Raw genomic sequence first — 16,352 nt, forward strand, 5'->3', positions numbered from 1 at the left:
CGTGACCGAACCCCTCCTCTCCGTTCGCGACCTGTCGGTGTCGTACGGCGGGCGTCGCGTCGTCAGCGACGTGTCGTTCGACCTGCAGCGCGGCCGCAGTCTCGCCCTCATCGGCGAGTCCGGCTCCGGCAAATCGACCATCGCGAAGGCCGTGCTGCGTCTGCTCCCGCGCGACTCCGGTCGCGCCGAGGGGCGCGTGCTGCTCGAGGGCGACGACGTTCTCGCGCTCTCGCTCGCCCGGTTCCGTCCGCTGCGCGGGCGCCGGCTCGGCTTCGTGCCCCAGGATCCGGCATCCGCCCTCAACCCCGTCCGCACGATCGGCTCGCAGGCCCACGAGGCCGCCGCCCTCACCGGGGAACGGGATGCCGCGCGCCGCCGGGCCGCCATCCTCGACGTGTTCGCACGCGTGGGACTCGCCGACCCCGAGCGGGTGTACCGTTCGTACCCGCATCAGCTCTCCGGCGGCATGCTCCAGCGCGTGCTCATCGGGCTCGCCGTGCTGCCGCAACCCGCGCTGCTGGTCGCCGACGAGCCCACGAGCGCCCTCGACGTGACGATCCAGAAGCGGATCCTCGATCTCCTCACCGAGCTGCGGACGTCTCTCGGCATCGGTCTGCTCCTCATCACGCACGACCTGGCCCTCGCCGCCGAGCGCGCCGACGACCTCGTCGTGCTGCGGGACGGCGTCATCCAGGAGTCGGGGCCCGTGGCCGAGGTCTTCACGGCCCCGCGCTCGGAGTACGCCGCCGCGCTGCGTGCCGACGTCCCCGCCCTGTCGCCCGATCGCTACCGCGCCGTCCTCGCCGGGCGCCGCATCGATCCGGCCCGCCCCGCGGTGCGGGTGTCGGACGTCGTGAAGACGTTCCGCGTCGGCGGGGAGGAGCTGCGCGCCGTCGACGACGTCTCGTTCGAGGTCGCGGCCGGCAGTACGCACGCGCTCGTGGGCGAGTCCGGCTCGGGCAAGACGACGACCGTGCGGCTCCTCCTGGGGCTCGAGACCCCGGATGCCGGTGACCTCCGCGTCGCGGGAGAGCCGGTGCACGGGCGGTCCCGCGCGGACCTCCGCGCGGTGCGGCGCCACTTGCAGCTGGTGTACCAGAACCCGTTCACGTCGCTCGACCCGTCGTGGCACGTCGAGACCCTCGTCCGCGAGCCGCTCGACCGGTACCGCGTCGGCGACCGGCGCGAGCGACGCGAAGCAGCCCGTGCGGCGCTGACCGCCGTAGGCCTGCGCGAGCACCTGTGGGGTCGCCGCGCCGCCGCGCTCTCGGGCGGTCAGCGCCAGCGCGTCGCGATCGCCCGCGCTCTCGTCCTCGAACCCGACGTGCTCGTGCTCGACGAGCCGACGAGCGCGCTCGACGTCACGGTGCAGGCCGAGATCCTCGATGTGCTGGCACGACTGCAGGTCGAGCGGGGGCTCACCTACCTGTTCGTGTCGCACGATCTCGCGCTCGTGCGGCAGATCGCCGACACCGTCACGGTGCTCCGTCACGGCCGCGTCGTGGAGCACGGCGCCGCGGCCGAGGTGCTCGAGAACCCGCAGCACCCGTACACCCGCTCTCTCGTCGCCGCGGTCCCCGACCCGAGCGGCATCCGACCCGCCGTGCCCGTCACGGTCTGAACCCTTCGCTCCCGCGAGAAAGGAACTCTCATGCCCGTCGAATTCGTCAACATGGTCGGCAGCCGCCCCCCGGGGTCCGTCGCTCCGGGCGGCAACACCTTCACCACGCCCATCGACGTGGACTGGCTCCGCCACTACGCCCGCACGATCGAGGCGTACGGCTTCGACTACACGCTCATCCCGTACGCCTCGGCCAGCGCCGACCAGTACGCCCTGTCCGCCACGGTCCTCGCCGCGACCCAGAAGCTGAAGACCGTCGTCGCGGTGCGCCCGAACTCGGCGTTCCCGACGGTGGCCGCACAGGGGCTGTCGACCCTCGACCAGCTCTCCGGCGGTCGCGCGCTCATCCACATCATCTCGGGCGGCAGTGACGACGAGCAGGCGCGGCAGGGCGACTACCTCGACAAGGAGGCGCGTTACCGCCGTTCGTCCGAGTTCATCCAGCTGCTACGGCGCGTGTGGACGGAGAAGGCGCCGTTCTCGCACGAGGGCGAGTTCTACCGCTTCGACGACTTCGGCCCCGGCTACCAGACGTTCTCCGGCGGTGCCCTCCCGGTGTCGCTCGGCGGCTCGAGCGAGTTCGCCTACGCGTCGGGCGGGGCGCACGCAGACATCTTCGCCCTGTGGGGCGAGCCGCTGGCGCAGACGGCCGAGCAGATCGACCGCGTCTACGCGCACGCTCGCGCCGCGGGGCGCACCGACCGCCTCCGGTTCTGGGTCACGTTCCGCCCCGTGGTCGCGGCCACCGACGCGCTCGCGCGCGAGAAGGCCCGTGGCATCCTCGAGGCCGCCCGTCCGTTCTACGAGAAGGTGCAGGACCTCAACCGCACGAACATCGGCTCCGTGCGGCTGCGCGAGATCTCGGAGCAGGCAGAGGAGCACGACGGCGGGGTCCTGTGGACGCCGCGCGGTGTCGCCGGATCGGGCGGCGCGTCGTCGCTCCTGGTCGGTTCGCCCGAGACGGTGGCGGAGGCCATCGTCCGGTACGTCGAACTCGGCGCCGACATCGTGTCGCTGCCGACCCTCGGCGACCTGAACGACGCGGTGGATGCCGGTCGCCTGGTGATCCCGCTCGTGCGCGAAGAGGTCGCGCGCCGCGGCATCGACCCCGAGATCGTGTTCGGGCGACGGAACGTCGCGTGACCGGCCGCCGACTGATCGTCGGCGCGGGTGCGCTCGGGGCCCTGCTGTCTGCCCAGTGGCAGGCGGCGGGGCTCCCGGCCGTGCTCGTCGCCCGGGGCGCTGCGCTCGACGTCATCCGCGAGCGGGGCGTGACCGTCCGCCGCCCGCGAGGTGACGAGACGGTCCGGGTCGACGTCGTCGGGTCTATCGACGAGGCCGAGCCGGCCGAGGGCGACTCCGTGGTGCTCGCCGTCAAGGCGCAGGATGCCGAGCAGGCGTTGGCCGCGATCGCGTGGAGGCCGCTGAGCGGCGGCGGAGCGGTGGCAGACCTCCCGGTCGTCACGCTCCAGAACGGACTGTCCGCGGAGGCGATCGCCGCCCGGCGGTCGGCCGCCGTGGTCGGCGTGTCCGTCGGGATCGCCGCGAGCCACCTGCGTCCGGGCGAGGTCGTCTCGCCCTCGTGGCCGACGATCGGGGTCGCGCGCGTGGGCGCGGCGACGGTCGCGGGTGCGCCCCTCGAAGCGGGGGTGCGCGGCGACCTCGCCGTTGCAGGCTTCGACGCGACGCTCGTCGACGACATCGCCGCCACGAAACGGCGCAAGCTCCTCGGCAACCTGCGCAACGTCGTCGAGGTCTTCGCCGTTGACGCGGAAGAGCGGGATGCCGCCACCGACGCGCTGCGGCGCGAAGCGGAGGCGCTCTTCGCGCGGCTCGACCTGGCCGTCGCCCCCGCCGAGCAGGGGTTCCTCCCCATCGACGACGTCCCCGGTCACGTGCCCGGACGCCTGTCGACGTGGCAGAGCCTCGAGCGCGGGACGAGCGTCGAGAGCGACTACCTCGTCGGCGACCTCGTGCTGCTCGCCCGCCAGGCGGGGGGAACGGTGCCGTTGGCCGAGGCGATCCAGCGCGCCCTCGGCATCCTGGCCGCGCGCGGCGACCGTCCCGGGAGCGTGCCCCTGCCGGCCGAGGTCGCCCACGCCGCCCGGACGGGGGTGGCCTCGTGAGCGCCCCCACGGTCTCGGTGCCGTCCGTGGGCACGTCGGCCCGCGAGCTGAACATCGGCTTCCACACCCGCGTCCCGTTCGCGTCGGGGCGTGCGGCGGAGGGCCTCCGCGACGGCATCACGCTGTTCCGTGAGGCCGAGGACCTGGGCTTCGACCGCGGCTGGGTGTACCAGCGGCACTTCGACAACTACCTGGCGGCGCCGCTGGTGTTCCTGCCGGTCGTCGCCCAGCACACCGCCCGCATCGGACTCGGCACCGCCATCATCGGCATCCGGTACGAAGACCCGATCCTGCTGGCCGAGGCCGCCTCCACCGCCGACCACCTCAGCGGTGGCCGGTTGGAACTCGGGTTCGGAACCGGGCTCGGGGGATTCGATCGCGCGTTCGGACAGGAGCCGAACGACGGACGTCAGCAGTCCCTCACCCGACTGGATGCCTTCCTCCGAGCGCTGCGCGGCGAAGCCGTCGGAACGGCGCCCAACGGCGATCCCCTCACCGTGCGCGGCGCGAGCACCGACCTGCTCGCGCGCACCTGGTACGGCGCGGGCTCGGTCGCCTCGGCCGAGCGGGTCGGGCAGCGCGGGATCAACCTCATGCTCAGCACGATCCTGACCGGCGACATCGCCGAGTACGAGGCCGAGCAGCGTGCGGCCATCGAGGTCTTCCGTGCCCTCCACCCCAGCGTCGAGCGCGCGCGAGTCTCGGTGAGCCGGTCGATCCTGCCGACCACGTCGCCCGAGCGGGCGCGCCGCTACGCCGCGTACGACGCCGATCGGCGCGCGAACGGTCCCGCCGCGTCGCGGCTGCGGGGTGCGGTCGCCCCGACGGCGGCTCCGCCCGGCGCGTACACGATGAGTCCCGTCATCCACGGCGATCCGTCGGCAGTCATCGATACACTGCTCGCCGACCCGGCGGTCGCCGAGGCGGACGACCTCATCGCGTTCCTGCCGCCCGAGTTCGCGCTCGCCGAGAGCACGCGCGTGCTCGAGGAGATCGCCGAGCACGTCCTTCCCGCCCTCCGCGCCGAACGAAAGGTCCCCGCATGACGGCTCCCGCGACCGAGATCGACCGGGCCATCGACCGCTCGGGGCTCCAGCCGCACGGGCGCCCTGCCGAGATCGTCGTGGCGCGCGATGTCGCGGAGGTGCAGGAGACGGTGCGCCGGGCGGCGGCATCCGGTGTCCCCCTCATCACTCGCGGTGCGGGCTCGGGCCTTGCCGGGGGAGCCGTCGCGGGGGAGGGCGCGATCGTGCTCGACCTGTCGCAGCTGAACCGCATCCGGACGATCGACCCGGTCGACGGCACGGCCGAGGTCGAGGCCGGGGTCATCACGGCCGACCTGGATGCCGCGGCCCGAGACCACGGCCTGCTGTACGCGCCCGACCCGGGCAGCGTCGGCATCTCCACGATCGGCGGCAACATCGCCACCAACGCGGGCGGCCTGCGCGGAGCGAAGTACGGCGTGACCCGCGACGCGGTGCTCGCCGTCGACGTGGTGCTCGCCGACGGTTCGCTCGTGCGGCTCGGCCGCCCGACCATCAAGGGCGTCACGGGGTACGACCTCGCGGGGCTCGTCGTGGGATCCGAGGGCACGCTCGGCATCGTCGTCTCCGCGCGCGTGCGGCTGCTCCCGGCGCCGCGGCGGCTGGCCACGGCTTCGGCGTTCTTCGCGTCGCTCGAGGACGCCGCGCACGCGGTCGCCGCGATCGCCGTGAGCGGTGCGCGCCCGGCCGTGCTCGAGATCCTCGACGGGGCGACGCTCGCCGCGATCGACGCCGCGGAAGGCACCGACCTCCGCGCCCGGGGGGAAGCGCTGCTGCTCGCTCAGACCGACGGTTTCGGCGCGGCGGAGGAGATGGCGGTGGTCATCGAGGCGATCGCTCCGACCGCCGCTCACCACGAGTGGACCGAGGATGCCGAGCGCGCCGCCGACCTGCTGAACGCGCGACGTCAGGCCCTGCCGGCGCTCGAACGGATCGGGCGCCCGCTGATCGAGGACATCGCGGTGCCCCGCAGCCGGCTCGCGGAGGCGATCAGCGGCATCCGGGTGATCGCCGACCGGCACGCGGTTCCGATCTTCGTCTTCGGCCACGCCGGTGACGGCAACCTGCACCCGATCATCGTCGTCGAGCACGGGGACGGCGAACTCCCCGAGGCCGCCGTCCGCGCCGCCGACGACATCTTCGCCCTCGCCCTGTCCTTGGGCGGCACCGTGACGGCCGAGCACGGCGTCGGGCGTCTCAAGCGTGAATGGGCGCGACGGGAACTCGGCGATGACGTTGTGCGGCTGCACGACGAGATCAAGCGGGTGTTCGACCCGCTCGGCATCCTGAACCCCGGCAGCGGTTACTGAGCCTGGTCGGCCGGCGGACGCGCGGGGGTGCGCCCGTCGGCGGCCCGCGCTGCCGCGCGATCGTGCCGCGAGCCCACCGGGACGATCGCGGTCGCGCGCGGCAGTCCCATGGTCGGGGTGGCGACGAAGATCGACTCGGCGCGGTCGACGAGGTACGTCTCGTGCCAGATGCCGACGGCCCCGGCCGCCTTCCGTGCCCGCTTGTTGAAGCGCGTCCACGCGGGCCGGTGCGCCTGGGTGGGCGCCGACGCGTAGGCGTACAACTTCTCCAGCGACGACCAATACTGCACGAGGTACGGGCCGCGCGCGCCGAACAGCATCGTGAACCCCAGGAGTCCCGACTCGGGGTCCATGCTCAACTCGCGGAGCATCGGGCCCATCTCCCCGAAAACGGGGAGCCAGGCGTCGGGCCGCCACCATTTGTTGATGGTCATGCCGATGTGGAAGACGACGAGTTCGCCGTCGTGTCGGTGCGTCATCCGCCCCGGATTGATGGATGCCATGGCTCCGTCCTCACTCGATAATGTCACTATCTAGTGTTGGATAGTGCAGGTATCCAGTCAAGGGGGAATCCATGCGGATCTCGGAACTCTCCGCCCGCAGCGGCGTCTCGGTCGCGACGATCAAGTACTACCTGCGCGAGCGCGTGCTGCCCGAGGGGGAGCGCACCTCGGCGACCCAGGCGACGTACGGCGAGGAGCACGTGCGGAGGTTGGGAGTCATCCGCGCCCTCGTGGATGCCGGGGTGGGGATCGCGGGGGTCCGCAACGTCGTCGCGGTGCTCGAGAGTCCGCCCGAGCACCCGTACGACCTGCTCGGCGCTGCGAGTGCGGCCGTCAATCCTCCGGGCGTCGACGACGACGCGCTCGACCTCGGACCCGCCCTGACGCTCCTGGGGCGCTTCGGGGGCGACCCCGAGGACTGTTTCCCCGCTCAGGTGGCCGCGGTCGCGCGGGCGCTGAACGCGCTCGATCGCGCAGGGTTCACGGTCCCCGAGTCGGTGCTCGACGCGTACGTCGAACATCTCGGCGCGATCGCCGCCGCGGAACTCGACGCGACCCCCACCGACTCCGCCGAGGCGGCCCTCCGCTACGTCGTCCTGGGCACTGCTCTCGTCGAGCCGCTCATCCTCGCGCTGCGTCGCGTCGCCGAGCAGATCGCGGCGTCACGCCGCTTCGGCCACGACTGACCGTCAGCGGTTCGGGTTGGTCGCGGCGCCGTCGAGCCACAGCGTGTCGCTCGGATCGCTGTGCGTCCCGCCCGAGTCGACGTGGGTGTCGCTGATCCGCGGACCCTTGGTGATGACGTGCACGAGCGCCATGCCGTGGCCCCGCCCGAGGTCGTAGTCCTCCTTCAGCCACTCCAGGATCGGGGTCGCCTTCGTGCCGGGGCCGAACCCTCGCTCCTGCGCGAGGTCGACGAGCTGGCGCGGGGTGAGCCCGGTCTTCTTCTCGACCGCGTCGAGGTAGGCCTGGAAGGACATCGTTTCTCCTGTGTCGGTGCGGGGACGGCGGTGTCGGGGGGAAGCGAGCGACGCTCGGGGCCAGGCTAGCGAGGCGGCGCGATAGCGTCGAGGAATGGCCGTCACGTTCCACCGCGCGCCCGTCGCCGAGATCACCCCGCTCACCCTCTACCGGCTGCTGTGGCTGCGGGTGAGCGTCTTCGTGGTCGAGCAGGAGGCGGCGTACCCCGAGATCGACGGCCGCGACATCGAGCCCGGCGCCGAACTGATGTGGGCCGAGGACGCCGCGGGCGCGGTGCTCGCGACGCTGCGCATCCTGCGCGAGGAGCGGAACACCCGGATCGGCCGCGTCGCCACGGCCGCGGACGCGCGCGGACGAGGGCTGGCGGGCGACCTGATGCGCGCCGCGATCGAGGTCCTCGACGCCGAGGCGCCCGGCATCCCGATCCTCCTCGATGCGCAGGCGCAGCTCGCGGAGTGGTACGGCCGGTTCGGGTTCGTCGTTTCGGGGGAGCCGTTCGCGGAAGATGGCATCCCGCACCACCCGATGCGGCGGACGCACCTCGCGACCGAGCGTCTCGTGCTGCGCGAGTGGACGCGGTCCGCCGACGACCGCGCGTTCCTGTTCGACCTGTACCGCCGCCCCGAGGTGCGGCGGTACATCGGCGACGGGAGGAGGATGACGGATGCCGGCGAGGTCGACGCCCTGCTCGAGCGCTGGACGGCGCGCGCCGACGGGGTGCTCGGCATCCGGGCGGTCACGACCCTCGACGGCACGCGGCTCGGGGCGATCCTCCTGAAGCCCATCCCGTGGTCGGAGGGCGCCGGCGGGGGAGCGCCGGAGGAGATCGAGATCGGCTGGCACTTCCATCCGGATGCCGGCGGCCGGGGGTACGCGACGGAGTCCGCCGCGGCGGTGCTCGCGCTGGCCCACGACGCCGGCATCCGCCGTGTCGTCGCCGTGACCCACCCCGACAACGTCGCGTCCCAGGCGGTGGCCACCCGGATCGGGATGCGGGCCGCGGGGTTCACCGACGACTACTACGACACGACGTGCGCGCTGTTCGTGTCGGAGCGGGCGTCCTGATTCAGAGCTCGACGCCGTTGTCGGGATCGTTGACCCCGACGTTCCGGCCGCGGCTGGATTCGAACGCGATGAGCCACCCGAGGGACACCACCGCGGCGAGGATCACCCCGAGCCACACGTTCTGGAACACCAGACCGAAGAGCACGCCCCCGGCGAAGAGGACGACCGAGCCGAGCAGCCAGTAAGTGCGTCCGCGGGGCCAGCCGGTTCCGGATTGCGTCATGCGCCTCAGCCTACGGGTGGCCTGGCTCTCGTCAGCGATCGCGGTGGTCTTCGGGGTGAAGCCGAGGGCCGCGCCGCGGTTCCAGCGCGGCTCCCGCGTAGATCAGCCGGATGACGCGCTGGCGGTGCCCCGCGAACGGCTCGAGCAGTTCGAGCATGCCGTCGTCGTCGGTGCGGTGCCCGGTGAGGGCGTAGCCCACCTGGTGAGCGAGGTGGTAGTCGCCGATGCTCACGGCATCCGGATCGCCGAAGGCGCGAATGCGCGTCTCGGCGCTCGTCCACACGCCGACGCCGCGCAGGCTGATGAAGACGCGGTCGCGTGCTTCGCCGTCGACGGCCTCGGTCGCGGCCCGCTCGAGCGAAGCGCCGCGTCGCGCGGCCTCGACGATCGTGCGGGACTGGGGCGGCTCGAGACCCGCGCGATGCCACGCCCACGACGGCACGTGCCGCCATCCCTCGATGTCGGGCGGGGCGAACATCGGCTGCGGCGTCGGCCCGGGGGCGCGTTCGCCGTACCAGGTCACGATGCTGCGCCACGCGGAGAACGCCTGGAGCCCGGTGACCTTCTGCTCCATGATCGCGCTGACGAGCGCGTCGAACACGAGGTCGGTGCGGCCGATCCGGAGATCGGGATGCCGGCGGTGCCATTCGGCGACGGAGGGATGCCGCGACGCGTCGAAGCCGTCGGGATCGTCGAGCGCGCCGCAGAGCGCGGGCAGCTGTTCGAGTGCCCAGGCGGCACCCGGACCCCACGCGGCGGCGAGGACCGTGCCGTCCGCCCGGCAGCGGAGGGCGAGGGTCGCGACGCCCGTCGGTGTGCGACTTGCGCGCCAGACGACGCCCCCAGCGCTCAGCGCTCCGGTCGCCACGAAGGTCGGGTCGTTGCGGCCGTGGCGCTGCGCGGTGATCGTGCGACCGAGATCCACCGGCGTGCGGGGGCGGTACTCGGTGCGGAGGGGGTCGGTGAGGGGCGGGCGCGGGTCGCGCTCGCGTGCACGTACCCGGGTCGACCTCATGCCGACACCCTACGTCGCCCCACCGACATCGCGGGGGGAGCCGGCACGACCGGGGTCAGAAGCGGTCGGGCGAGGGCGTGCCGTGGCCGTAGCGGATCGAGACGTCGGCGTGGCGGTCGAATCGGTAGCCGACGCCGCGCACCGTGCGCACGATGTCCTCGTAGATGCCGAGCTTCGCGCGCAGGCGGCGCACGTGCACGTCGATCGTCCGCTCCCCGGGCGCCTCGTCGTCGGTCGCGCCCTCCCATAGGGACGAAACGAGCTCCGTGCGCTCGATCGTGCGGCCCTCGCGGAGGACGAGGTACTGCAGCAGCTCGAACTCCTTGAAGGTGAAGGCGGCGGACTCGCCGTCGATGAGCACGCGCTTGCGCGAGATGTCGACGACGACGCCGCGGGGGGCGCGGTCCTCCTCGGCCGGCTCCTCCTTCGTGCGGGCGACGGCGGAGGGTTCGTGCAGGGCCAGCCGCACGACGTCGACGTCGCGGCCGCCGGCGCCGGCGGGAGCCAGGGCGACGGTCGCGTAGGTCTCGGCGGCCGGGGCGAGTTCGCTCAGCGTGCGACGCAGGGCCTCGACGAGCGTGCCGAGGCTGACGCCGGCTTCGGCGGCCTTGGCTTCGTCGATGCCGACGTAGAGGGCGAAGCCGCGCGGCGCGGTTCCGGCGGGAAGCGCGGGGCGGGCGGGGGCTGCGGGGGTCGCCGCGGCGGGCTGTGCGGCGGGCGCTGCGGGGCGGCGGACCGCCTGCGGGCGGACGGCGGCAGCGGCGGTGGTCGAGGTGGCGGGGCGGTCGAGAACGGCGGAGATCGACATGAGGAAGGTGTCCTTCAGTGGTGAACCCGGGCGTCAGATGCGGGGTTCTGCGGGAGGTGTGTGGCCGAGGGCCGGAGCGCGGTGTCCGGGTACGCGTGATCGACGCGTACCGCGAACGACCGAGTGTCGACGCGAGCGTTCAGAAGCTCGAGGTCGGCAGAGCGAGGGTCGCTGTTAGCGGCACATTCGACAACACATGACAGCGCGGCCGGGCATCATCATGCCGGCAGTCCCGTTCGCCTCCCAGGCGGACAGAGCAAGCGCGTTGACAGTCATGGGGCTGATTATGACCTACGGTGCCGTTCGGCGTCAAATGATGACACCGGGGAATGTGGCATCCTGCTCGGTTCGCCGCCGTTTCCGCGGAAAAGACCGAGCACATTGCGCTCTCGGCGCCGCGTGGGCTGCAGCGGCGTACCGTGGTGGCATGACCGACCTGCGCTTCGCCGACGACCGGGACGCCTCGCGCTATACCCTGCACGACGGCGACGACCTGGTGTCCGTCCTCGACTACCGCGACGACGGGCGCACGATCGCCCTCGTCCGTTCCTTCACCATCCCGACCTTCCGTGGACGCGGCTACGCGGCCGTCGTGGTGGAGCACGCGGTGGATGCCATCGAGCAGGCGGGCGACCGCGAGATCCTGCCCGTGTGCTGGTACGTGGGCGAGTGGTTCGAGGCCCACCCCGAGCGCGCGCACCTCCTCCACGCCCGCAGCTGACGCGTCGCGCTACCCGCGCTCCCCGGGGCCGTCAACCCCCGGCGATCCGCCGCGCCCGGCGACCAGGCTGGAGCGGGTGAAAGGGGATGGCATGACCCACGACAACGACCTTCCCGAAGGTGTCATCGATGCGGACCCACCCGGCGGCTGGGAGAGCGGCGACGTCGCCGACGCCGCGACGGCGGAGCAGAACGACCACGCGAAGGGCTCCCCGCGCCTGAACGACGCCGAGCCGTCGGACCCCATCGAGGGGGACGCCGCGAGCCAGGGCATCGATCCCGACATGAGCACGGAGGACTGACCATGACCGACCACATGCACAGCCCCGAACCCGCGAACGGCCCCGAAGGCGGCGCGTCGCCCGCGGATTCCGTCGGAGGCGCCGTCCACGCGGACGGCAAGGTCACGCGCCCCGACGAGCAGTCCGCTCCCGCGATGGACACGCACACCACGACCGACGAGGAACGCATCGCCGGAGTCGTCGTGCAGACGCGCGCCGATGTGGGGGACGCCTCCGAGGAACGCATCGCCGACGTCCTGCGTCAGCGCTTCTCCGACATCGGGCTCGACCTGGGCGACGACCGCATCCGCGCGCTCGCGGCCGAGGTCGCCGGCGGCTGAGCCCCGTCGATGAGCCTGTCCGGCCCTCGGTGACCTCGACCGGCGCGAGCGACCCGCGCGCCGGCTGAGCACCGATGTCGGAGGCCCGACGTACCGTGTGTGCATGCGGATCCTGCACACCTCCGACTGGCACATCGGGCGCTCGTTCCACGGCCATTCGACCCTCGACGCTCTCGGCGATGTCCTCGACGTGCTCGTGCAGCAGGTGCGCGAGAACGACGTCGACGTGGTCCTCGTCGCCGGTGACGTCTTCGACTCCGCCGCCCCCTCCGCCGCGTGCTATCCGCTGCTGACGCGGACCCTCGTCGCTCTGGCCGACGCCGGTGCACGGGTCATCGTCACCTCGGGCAACCACGATTCGGCGGCGCGCCTGGGCTTCCAGTCCGCGCTGCTGCGTGACGGGATCACGGTCCTCACCGATCCGCTGTCGGTGGGGACACCGGTGACGATCCCCGACGCACACGGACCGGTGCACTTCTACGGCATCCCCTATCTCGAGCCGGCCATCGTCCGGCACCTCTGGGACGGTGTCGAACTCCGCAGCCAGGCCCAGACGATGGGGCACGCGATGGATCTCGTGCGCCGCGACATCGAGTCGCGCGGCGGCCGCGCGGTCGCGCTGGCGCACTGCTTCGCCGCGGGGGTCGAGGCGACTCCCGGCGTGGAACGCGAGATCCGCCAGGGCGGCCTCGACAACGTGCCGCTCCCCGCCTTCGACGGCCCCGACTACGTCGCCCTCGGCCACATCCACGGGCGCCAGCAGCTCTCCGACCGCGTACGGTACGCCGGCGCACCCCTGCACTACAGCTTCGGCGAGGCGGGCAAGCCGCGTGGCTCGTGGCTCGTCGACCTGGATGCCGAGGGGCTGGCATCCGTCGAGTGGCTCGACCTGCCGGTGCCGCGCCCTCTGGTCACGCTGCGCGCGTCCTTCGACGACCTGCTCGAAGACCCCGCGTACGACGCGTTCGTCGATCACTGGGTGCGCGCGGAGTACACCGACTCCACGCCGCAGATCGACCCGATGCGTCGTCTGCAGGAGCGGTTCCCGTGGTGCGCCACGGTCGCCCATCTCCCCGCTGAATCCCGGAAGGACGACGGGCTCGGGTACGCGCGCCGCGTCCGTGCGGCACGCGACGAGACCGAGATCATCGACGCGTTCCTCGCTCACGTCCGCGAGGGCGAGGGCGCGTCCGAGGCGGAGCGCGACCTCATCCGCGACGTGCTCGACGCCCGCACGGTGGCGGAGGCGCGGTCGTGAAGCTTCACCGGCTCGAACTCGAGGGCTTCGGCCCGTTCCTGGAACGCCAGGTGGTCGACTTCGGCGCGTTCGCGGACGACGGGATCTTCCTCATCGCCGGGCGGACGGGCGCGGGGAAGTCGAGCGTGCTGGACGGCGTCTGCTACGGCCTCTACGGGGGAGTGCCGCGGTACGACGGCGCCGAACGGCGGCTGCGCAGCGACCACTGCGGGCTCGACGATCCGACCAACGTCACGGTCGAGTTCACCGCCGAGGGCCGCCGGTGGCGGGTGACGCGGTCGCCCGAGTACGAGCGCCCCAAGCGCAACGGCTCGGGCACGACGAAGGAACCCCATCGCGCGAGCCTAGAAGTGCTCGAACCCGAGGGATGGACGGGCGTCGCCGCACGACCGGTCGACGTGGCCGCGCGGCTCGACGAGATCCTAGGGCTCACCCAGCAGCAGTTCCTCCAGGTGATCCTGCTCGCGCAGAACCGCTTCGCGCGGTTCCTGCTCGCCAAGAACGACGAGCGCCAGGCGCTGCTGCGCACGCTCTTCGGCACGCGGTCGTACGAGCAGTACGCCGCGGCCCTCGACGATCGCCGCAAGCGCGCGCACGAGCGTCTCGCGGCCGAGGGCACCGAGGTGTCCACGCTGCTCGACGAAGCCGAGCGCATGATCGCGGCGTTCGACGCGGCGCGCGGGGCGGACGTCGCAGGGGCGGACCAGGCGCCGGTCGGCGTCGCGGAGGTCGCGTCGACCGACGGTCCCGCGCTGACGCTCGACGAACGGCTCGCGGGCGCGGTCCGCGCCGTCGAGCGTATGGAGTACCGGGTCGAGGCGGCCGCCCACGAGCGCGAGGCGGCGAAGAGCGCCCTGGATGCCACCCTCACGGCCGAGCGTGAAGCGACCGCGCTGCACGGACGCCAGGTCGAGCGCCGCGCCGCCCGCGCGCAGCTGGACGCTCTCGAGGCAGACACCGAACGAATCGACGCCGCACGCGCCGAGCTCGGGACGTCTGTCCGCGCGGAGGCGCTCCGCGCGCCCCTGGACGCGGTCGGTCGCGCCGAGCGTGCGCTCCCCGCCGCGGCGTCCGCGTGGCGCGAGGCGGTGGCCGCCGCCGAGCGCGTCGGCGAGGCGGGCCTCGACTCAGCGGTCGCCCTCGCCGCGCGCGACGACGACCTCACGGCGCTGCTCGCGCGCGTGGAGGACGCGCTCGCGCTCGAGGACGACCTCGCGACGATCGAGAACGACGTCACCGCGCTGCAGGCGGCGGTCGACCGGGCTGCGCGCCACGCGGACGAGGTCTCCGCCCGACTCGCGGCGGTCCCGTCGGCGCGGGACGCCCTGGACGAACGGCTCGCGAGCCTGGCCGACGCGACCGCGCGCCGCGACCTCGCCACCGCGGAGCAAGCGGAGGTCTCCCGTCGGCTCGAGGCGGCGCTCGAGGCCGAGCGTCTCGCCGAGGAGCGCGACACCGCCGATCTGGCGGCGCTCGTCCGTGCCGACGACCTGCAGCGCGCGGTCGAGGCCTGGAGCGCGCTGCTGCGACGCCGGCTGGCGGGTGCCGCAGGCGAACTCGCTCACGCCCTCGTCGACGGCGAACCGTGCGCCGTGTGCGGATCGAGGGAGCACCCGGCCCCGGCGGTCGGTACCGGAGACCCCGTGACGGACGCCGAGATCGCAGCGGCAGAGGAGCGCAAGAACGCCGCGAACGAGCAGGACCGCCTCGCGTCGGACGCCGCGCGCATCACGCGGGACGCCCACGCGCTGGCCGCGGCGCGGGCCGGCGGCGAGACCGTCGCCGAGCTCCGCGAGCGTCGCGACCGGATCGCCGAGGCCTCTGCCCGCGCCCAGGCCGACGCGGCCGAGCACGAGCGCCTCGCCGCGGAACGCGCCGCCCTCATCGTGCGGGAGGCGACGGACGCCGCGGAGAGCGAGCGACTCCGCCACGAGCTCGCCGACGCCCGGCAGGAGCTCGCCCTGCGTTCGCAGAGCGCCGAGACGGTGCGCGCCGCGCTGGCCGAGGCCCGCGCGGAGTTTCCGACGGTCCACGACCGTCGACGCGACGTGCGCGCCCGGCGCGATGCCGTGCGGGCGGTCATCGCCGCGCGGGCCGAGCACGAAACGCGCGGGCGTGCCATCGTCGAGGCGCGCGCCGCGTTCGACGAGATGCTCGCCACCAGCACGTTCTCCGACGAGGTCGAGGTGCGCGCGGCCCTGCGAGAGCCCGGGGAGCGCCGGCGCCTGGAGGCGGCCGTCGCCGATCACGACGCGAACCTGGCCGCCACCCGCCGCCGTCTGCTCGATCTCGAACTTCACCTGGTCGGAGCACCCGACGACCCGATCGATCTCGCCCCCGTCGCGGCCGCGGTCCGTGACGCACGCGCCGCCGTCGAGTCGGCGGCCGCCGCGCACGCCGCGGCGACGGCGGCCGCGACACACGTGCGCGATCTCGCCGAGCGCGCCGACGCGGGCAGCGCCGCCGTCGCGCGACTGTCGGACGAACACGCGGTCGTCGCGCGTCTCGCCGACACGGTGGCCGGGCGCGCCCCCAACACCCGCCGGATGACGCTGGAGACCTTCGTGCTCGCCGCCGAGCTGGAGGAGATCGTGGATGCCGCGAACCTCCGCCTCGACCACATGTCGGCGGGCCGCTATCGCCTGCAGCACACCGATGCCTTGGCCGCCCGGGGTGCGGCGAGCGGGCTCGGGCTCGAGGTCATGGACGCGTTCACCGGACAGTGCCGCCCGCCGCAGTCCCTCTCGGGCGGCGAGACGTTCCTCGCTTCGCTCGCGCTCGCGCTCGGGCTCGCCGAGGTGGTGACGGCGCGGGCGGGTGGCATCCGACTCGACACCCTGTTCATCGACGAGGGCTTCGGCTCCCTCGACGACGAGACGTTGGATCTGGCGATGCGGACACTCGACGAACTGCGTCAGGGCGGCCGCACCGTCGGGGTGATCAGCCACGTCGCGTCGATGAAGGATCAGCTCCCGGCCCAGGTGCGCGTGACCGCGACGCCGCGCGGCCCGAGCGTGATCCGCCAGGATGCGGTGGGCGCGCTCGCCTAGGCTGTGT

The 16,352-nt window shown here is 73.2% G+C and carries 17 protein-coding genes; 12 read left to right on the forward strand and 5 right to left on the reverse strand.

The features are described 5' to 3' along the window. Position 1 precedes the first annotated feature (1 nt). From AVW09_RS00100 to AVW09_RS00120, 5 genes are read left to right on the forward strand one after another with little or no spacing between them, the layout of a single operon-like run. Positions 2–1,621, forward strand: a complete 1,620-nt coding sequence (locus tag AVW09_RS00100; protein WP_063255915.1) for a dipeptide ABC transporter ATP-binding protein — start codon at positions 2–4, stop codon at positions 1,619–1,621. Positions 1,622–1,651: 30 nt separating this feature from the next. Continuing rightward, complete coding sequence (locus AVW09_RS00105) at positions 1,652–2,764, forward strand: LLM class flavin-dependent oxidoreductase (protein ID WP_063255919.1); 1,113 nt, start codon at positions 1,652–1,654, stop codon at positions 2,762–2,764. After that, positions 2,761–3,747, forward strand: a complete 987-nt coding sequence (locus tag AVW09_RS00110; protein ID WP_063255921.1) for a ketopantoate reductase family protein — start codon at positions 2,761–2,763, stop codon at positions 3,745–3,747. Before AVW09_RS00105 ends, AVW09_RS00110 begins: the two co-directional genes overlap by 4 nt. Then, positions 3,744–4,793, forward strand: a complete 1,050-nt coding sequence (locus AVW09_RS00115) for an LLM class flavin-dependent oxidoreductase (RefSeq protein ID WP_063255923.1) — start codon at positions 3,744–3,746, stop codon at positions 4,791–4,793. The genes AVW09_RS00110 and AVW09_RS00115 overlap by 4 nt, the downstream gene beginning before the upstream one ends. Then, on the forward strand, positions 4,790–6,100 hold the full coding sequence (locus AVW09_RS00120) for an FAD-binding oxidoreductase (RefSeq protein ID WP_063255926.1): 1,311 nt from the start codon (positions 4,790–4,792) through the stop codon (positions 6,098–6,100). Before AVW09_RS00115 ends, AVW09_RS00120 begins: the two co-directional genes overlap by 4 nt. On the opposite strand, the gene AVW09_RS00125 is transcribed toward AVW09_RS00120, so the two are convergent. Next, positions 6,094–6,603: a DUF4188 domain-containing protein gene (locus tag AVW09_RS00125; protein WP_063255929.1), complete on the reverse strand. Its 510-nt coding sequence runs from the start codon at positions 6,601–6,603 to the stop codon at positions 6,094–6,096. The genes AVW09_RS00120 and AVW09_RS00125 overlap by 7 nt on opposite strands. A 71-nt stretch (positions 6,604–6,674) precedes the next feature. Here AVW09_RS00125 and AVW09_RS00130 point away from each other — a divergent pair, with 71 nt between their 5' ends. After that, on the forward strand, positions 6,675–7,289 hold the full coding sequence (locus AVW09_RS00130; protein ID WP_063255931.1) for a MerR family transcriptional regulator: 615 nt from the start codon (positions 6,675–6,677) through the stop codon (positions 7,287–7,289). A gap of 3 nt (positions 7,290–7,292) precedes the next feature. Here AVW09_RS00130 and AVW09_RS00135 read toward each other — a convergent pair whose 3' ends face one another. Further along, positions 7,293–7,583: a DUF4287 domain-containing protein gene (locus tag AVW09_RS00135; RefSeq protein WP_063255934.1), complete on the reverse strand. Its 291-nt coding sequence runs from the start codon at positions 7,581–7,583 to the stop codon at positions 7,293–7,295. A gap of 94 nt (positions 7,584–7,677) precedes the next feature. Here AVW09_RS00135 and AVW09_RS18380 point away from each other — a divergent pair, with 94 nt between their 5' ends. Beyond that, positions 7,678–8,649 (forward strand): GNAT family N-acetyltransferase, encoded by a 972-nt coding sequence (locus AVW09_RS18380; protein WP_082822723.1) that lies wholly within the window; start codon positions 7,678–7,680, stop codon positions 8,647–8,649. A 1-nt stretch (position 8,650) separates the two neighbouring features. On the opposite strand, the gene AVW09_RS00150 is transcribed toward AVW09_RS18380, so the two are convergent. Genes AVW09_RS00150 through AVW09_RS00160 form a run of 3 tightly spaced genes read right to left on the reverse strand, consistent with a single transcriptional unit; the run spans position 8,651 to position 10,695 of the window. Next, positions 8,651–8,872, reverse strand: coding sequence for a hypothetical protein (locus AVW09_RS00150; RefSeq protein ID WP_022879690.1), 222 nt, complete (start codon positions 8,870–8,872; stop codon positions 8,651–8,653). 31 nt (positions 8,873–8,903) lie between these two features. Further along, complete coding sequence (locus tag AVW09_RS00155; RefSeq protein ID WP_063255937.1) at positions 8,904–9,887, reverse strand: DNA-3-methyladenine glycosylase family protein; 984 nt, start codon at positions 9,885–9,887, stop codon at positions 8,904–8,906. A gap of 55 nt (positions 9,888–9,942) precedes the next feature. Further along, positions 9,943–10,695 (reverse strand): winged helix-turn-helix domain-containing protein, encoded by a 753-nt coding sequence (locus AVW09_RS00160; protein ID WP_063255939.1) that lies wholly within the window; start codon positions 10,693–10,695, stop codon positions 9,943–9,945. Between the two features lie 427 nt (positions 10,696–11,122). On the opposite strand from AVW09_RS00160, the gene AVW09_RS00165 reads away from it, so the two are divergent. The 5 genes from AVW09_RS00165 to AVW09_RS00185 all read left to right on the forward strand — a co-directional run bounded on the left by AVW09_RS00165 (position 11,123) and on the right by AVW09_RS00185 (position 16,345). Continuing rightward, on the forward strand, positions 11,123–11,416 hold the full coding sequence (locus AVW09_RS00165; RefSeq protein WP_063255941.1) for a GNAT family N-acetyltransferase: 294 nt from the start codon (positions 11,123–11,125) through the stop codon (positions 11,414–11,416). A gap of 91 nt (positions 11,417–11,507) precedes the next feature. Beyond that, positions 11,508–11,717, forward strand: coding sequence for a hypothetical protein (locus tag AVW09_RS00170; RefSeq protein WP_063255944.1), 210 nt, complete (start codon positions 11,508–11,510; stop codon positions 11,715–11,717). 2 nt (positions 11,718–11,719) lie between these two features. Continuing rightward, positions 11,720–12,037: a hypothetical protein gene (locus AVW09_RS00175; protein ID WP_063255947.1), complete on the forward strand. Its 318-nt coding sequence runs from the start codon at positions 11,720–11,722 to the stop codon at positions 12,035–12,037. Between the two features lie 103 nt (positions 12,038–12,140). Further along, the gene (locus AVW09_RS00180; protein ID WP_063255950.1) at positions 12,141–13,295 is read left to right on the forward strand and encodes an exonuclease SbcCD subunit D; all 1,155 of its coding nucleotides are present in this window, start codon (positions 12,141–12,143) and stop codon (positions 13,293–13,295) included. After that, on the forward strand, positions 13,292–16,345 hold the full coding sequence (locus AVW09_RS00185) for an AAA family ATPase (RefSeq protein ID WP_063255953.1): 3,054 nt from the start codon (positions 13,292–13,294) through the stop codon (positions 16,343–16,345). Before AVW09_RS00180 ends, AVW09_RS00185 begins: the two co-directional genes overlap by 4 nt. The last annotated feature ends 7 nt before the right edge of the window (positions 16,346–16,352 follow it).

It is taken from the genome of Microbacterium sp. T32 (assembly GCF_001619615.1).
Lineage (GTDB): Bacteria > Actinomycetota > Actinomycetes > Actinomycetales > Microbacteriaceae > Microbacterium.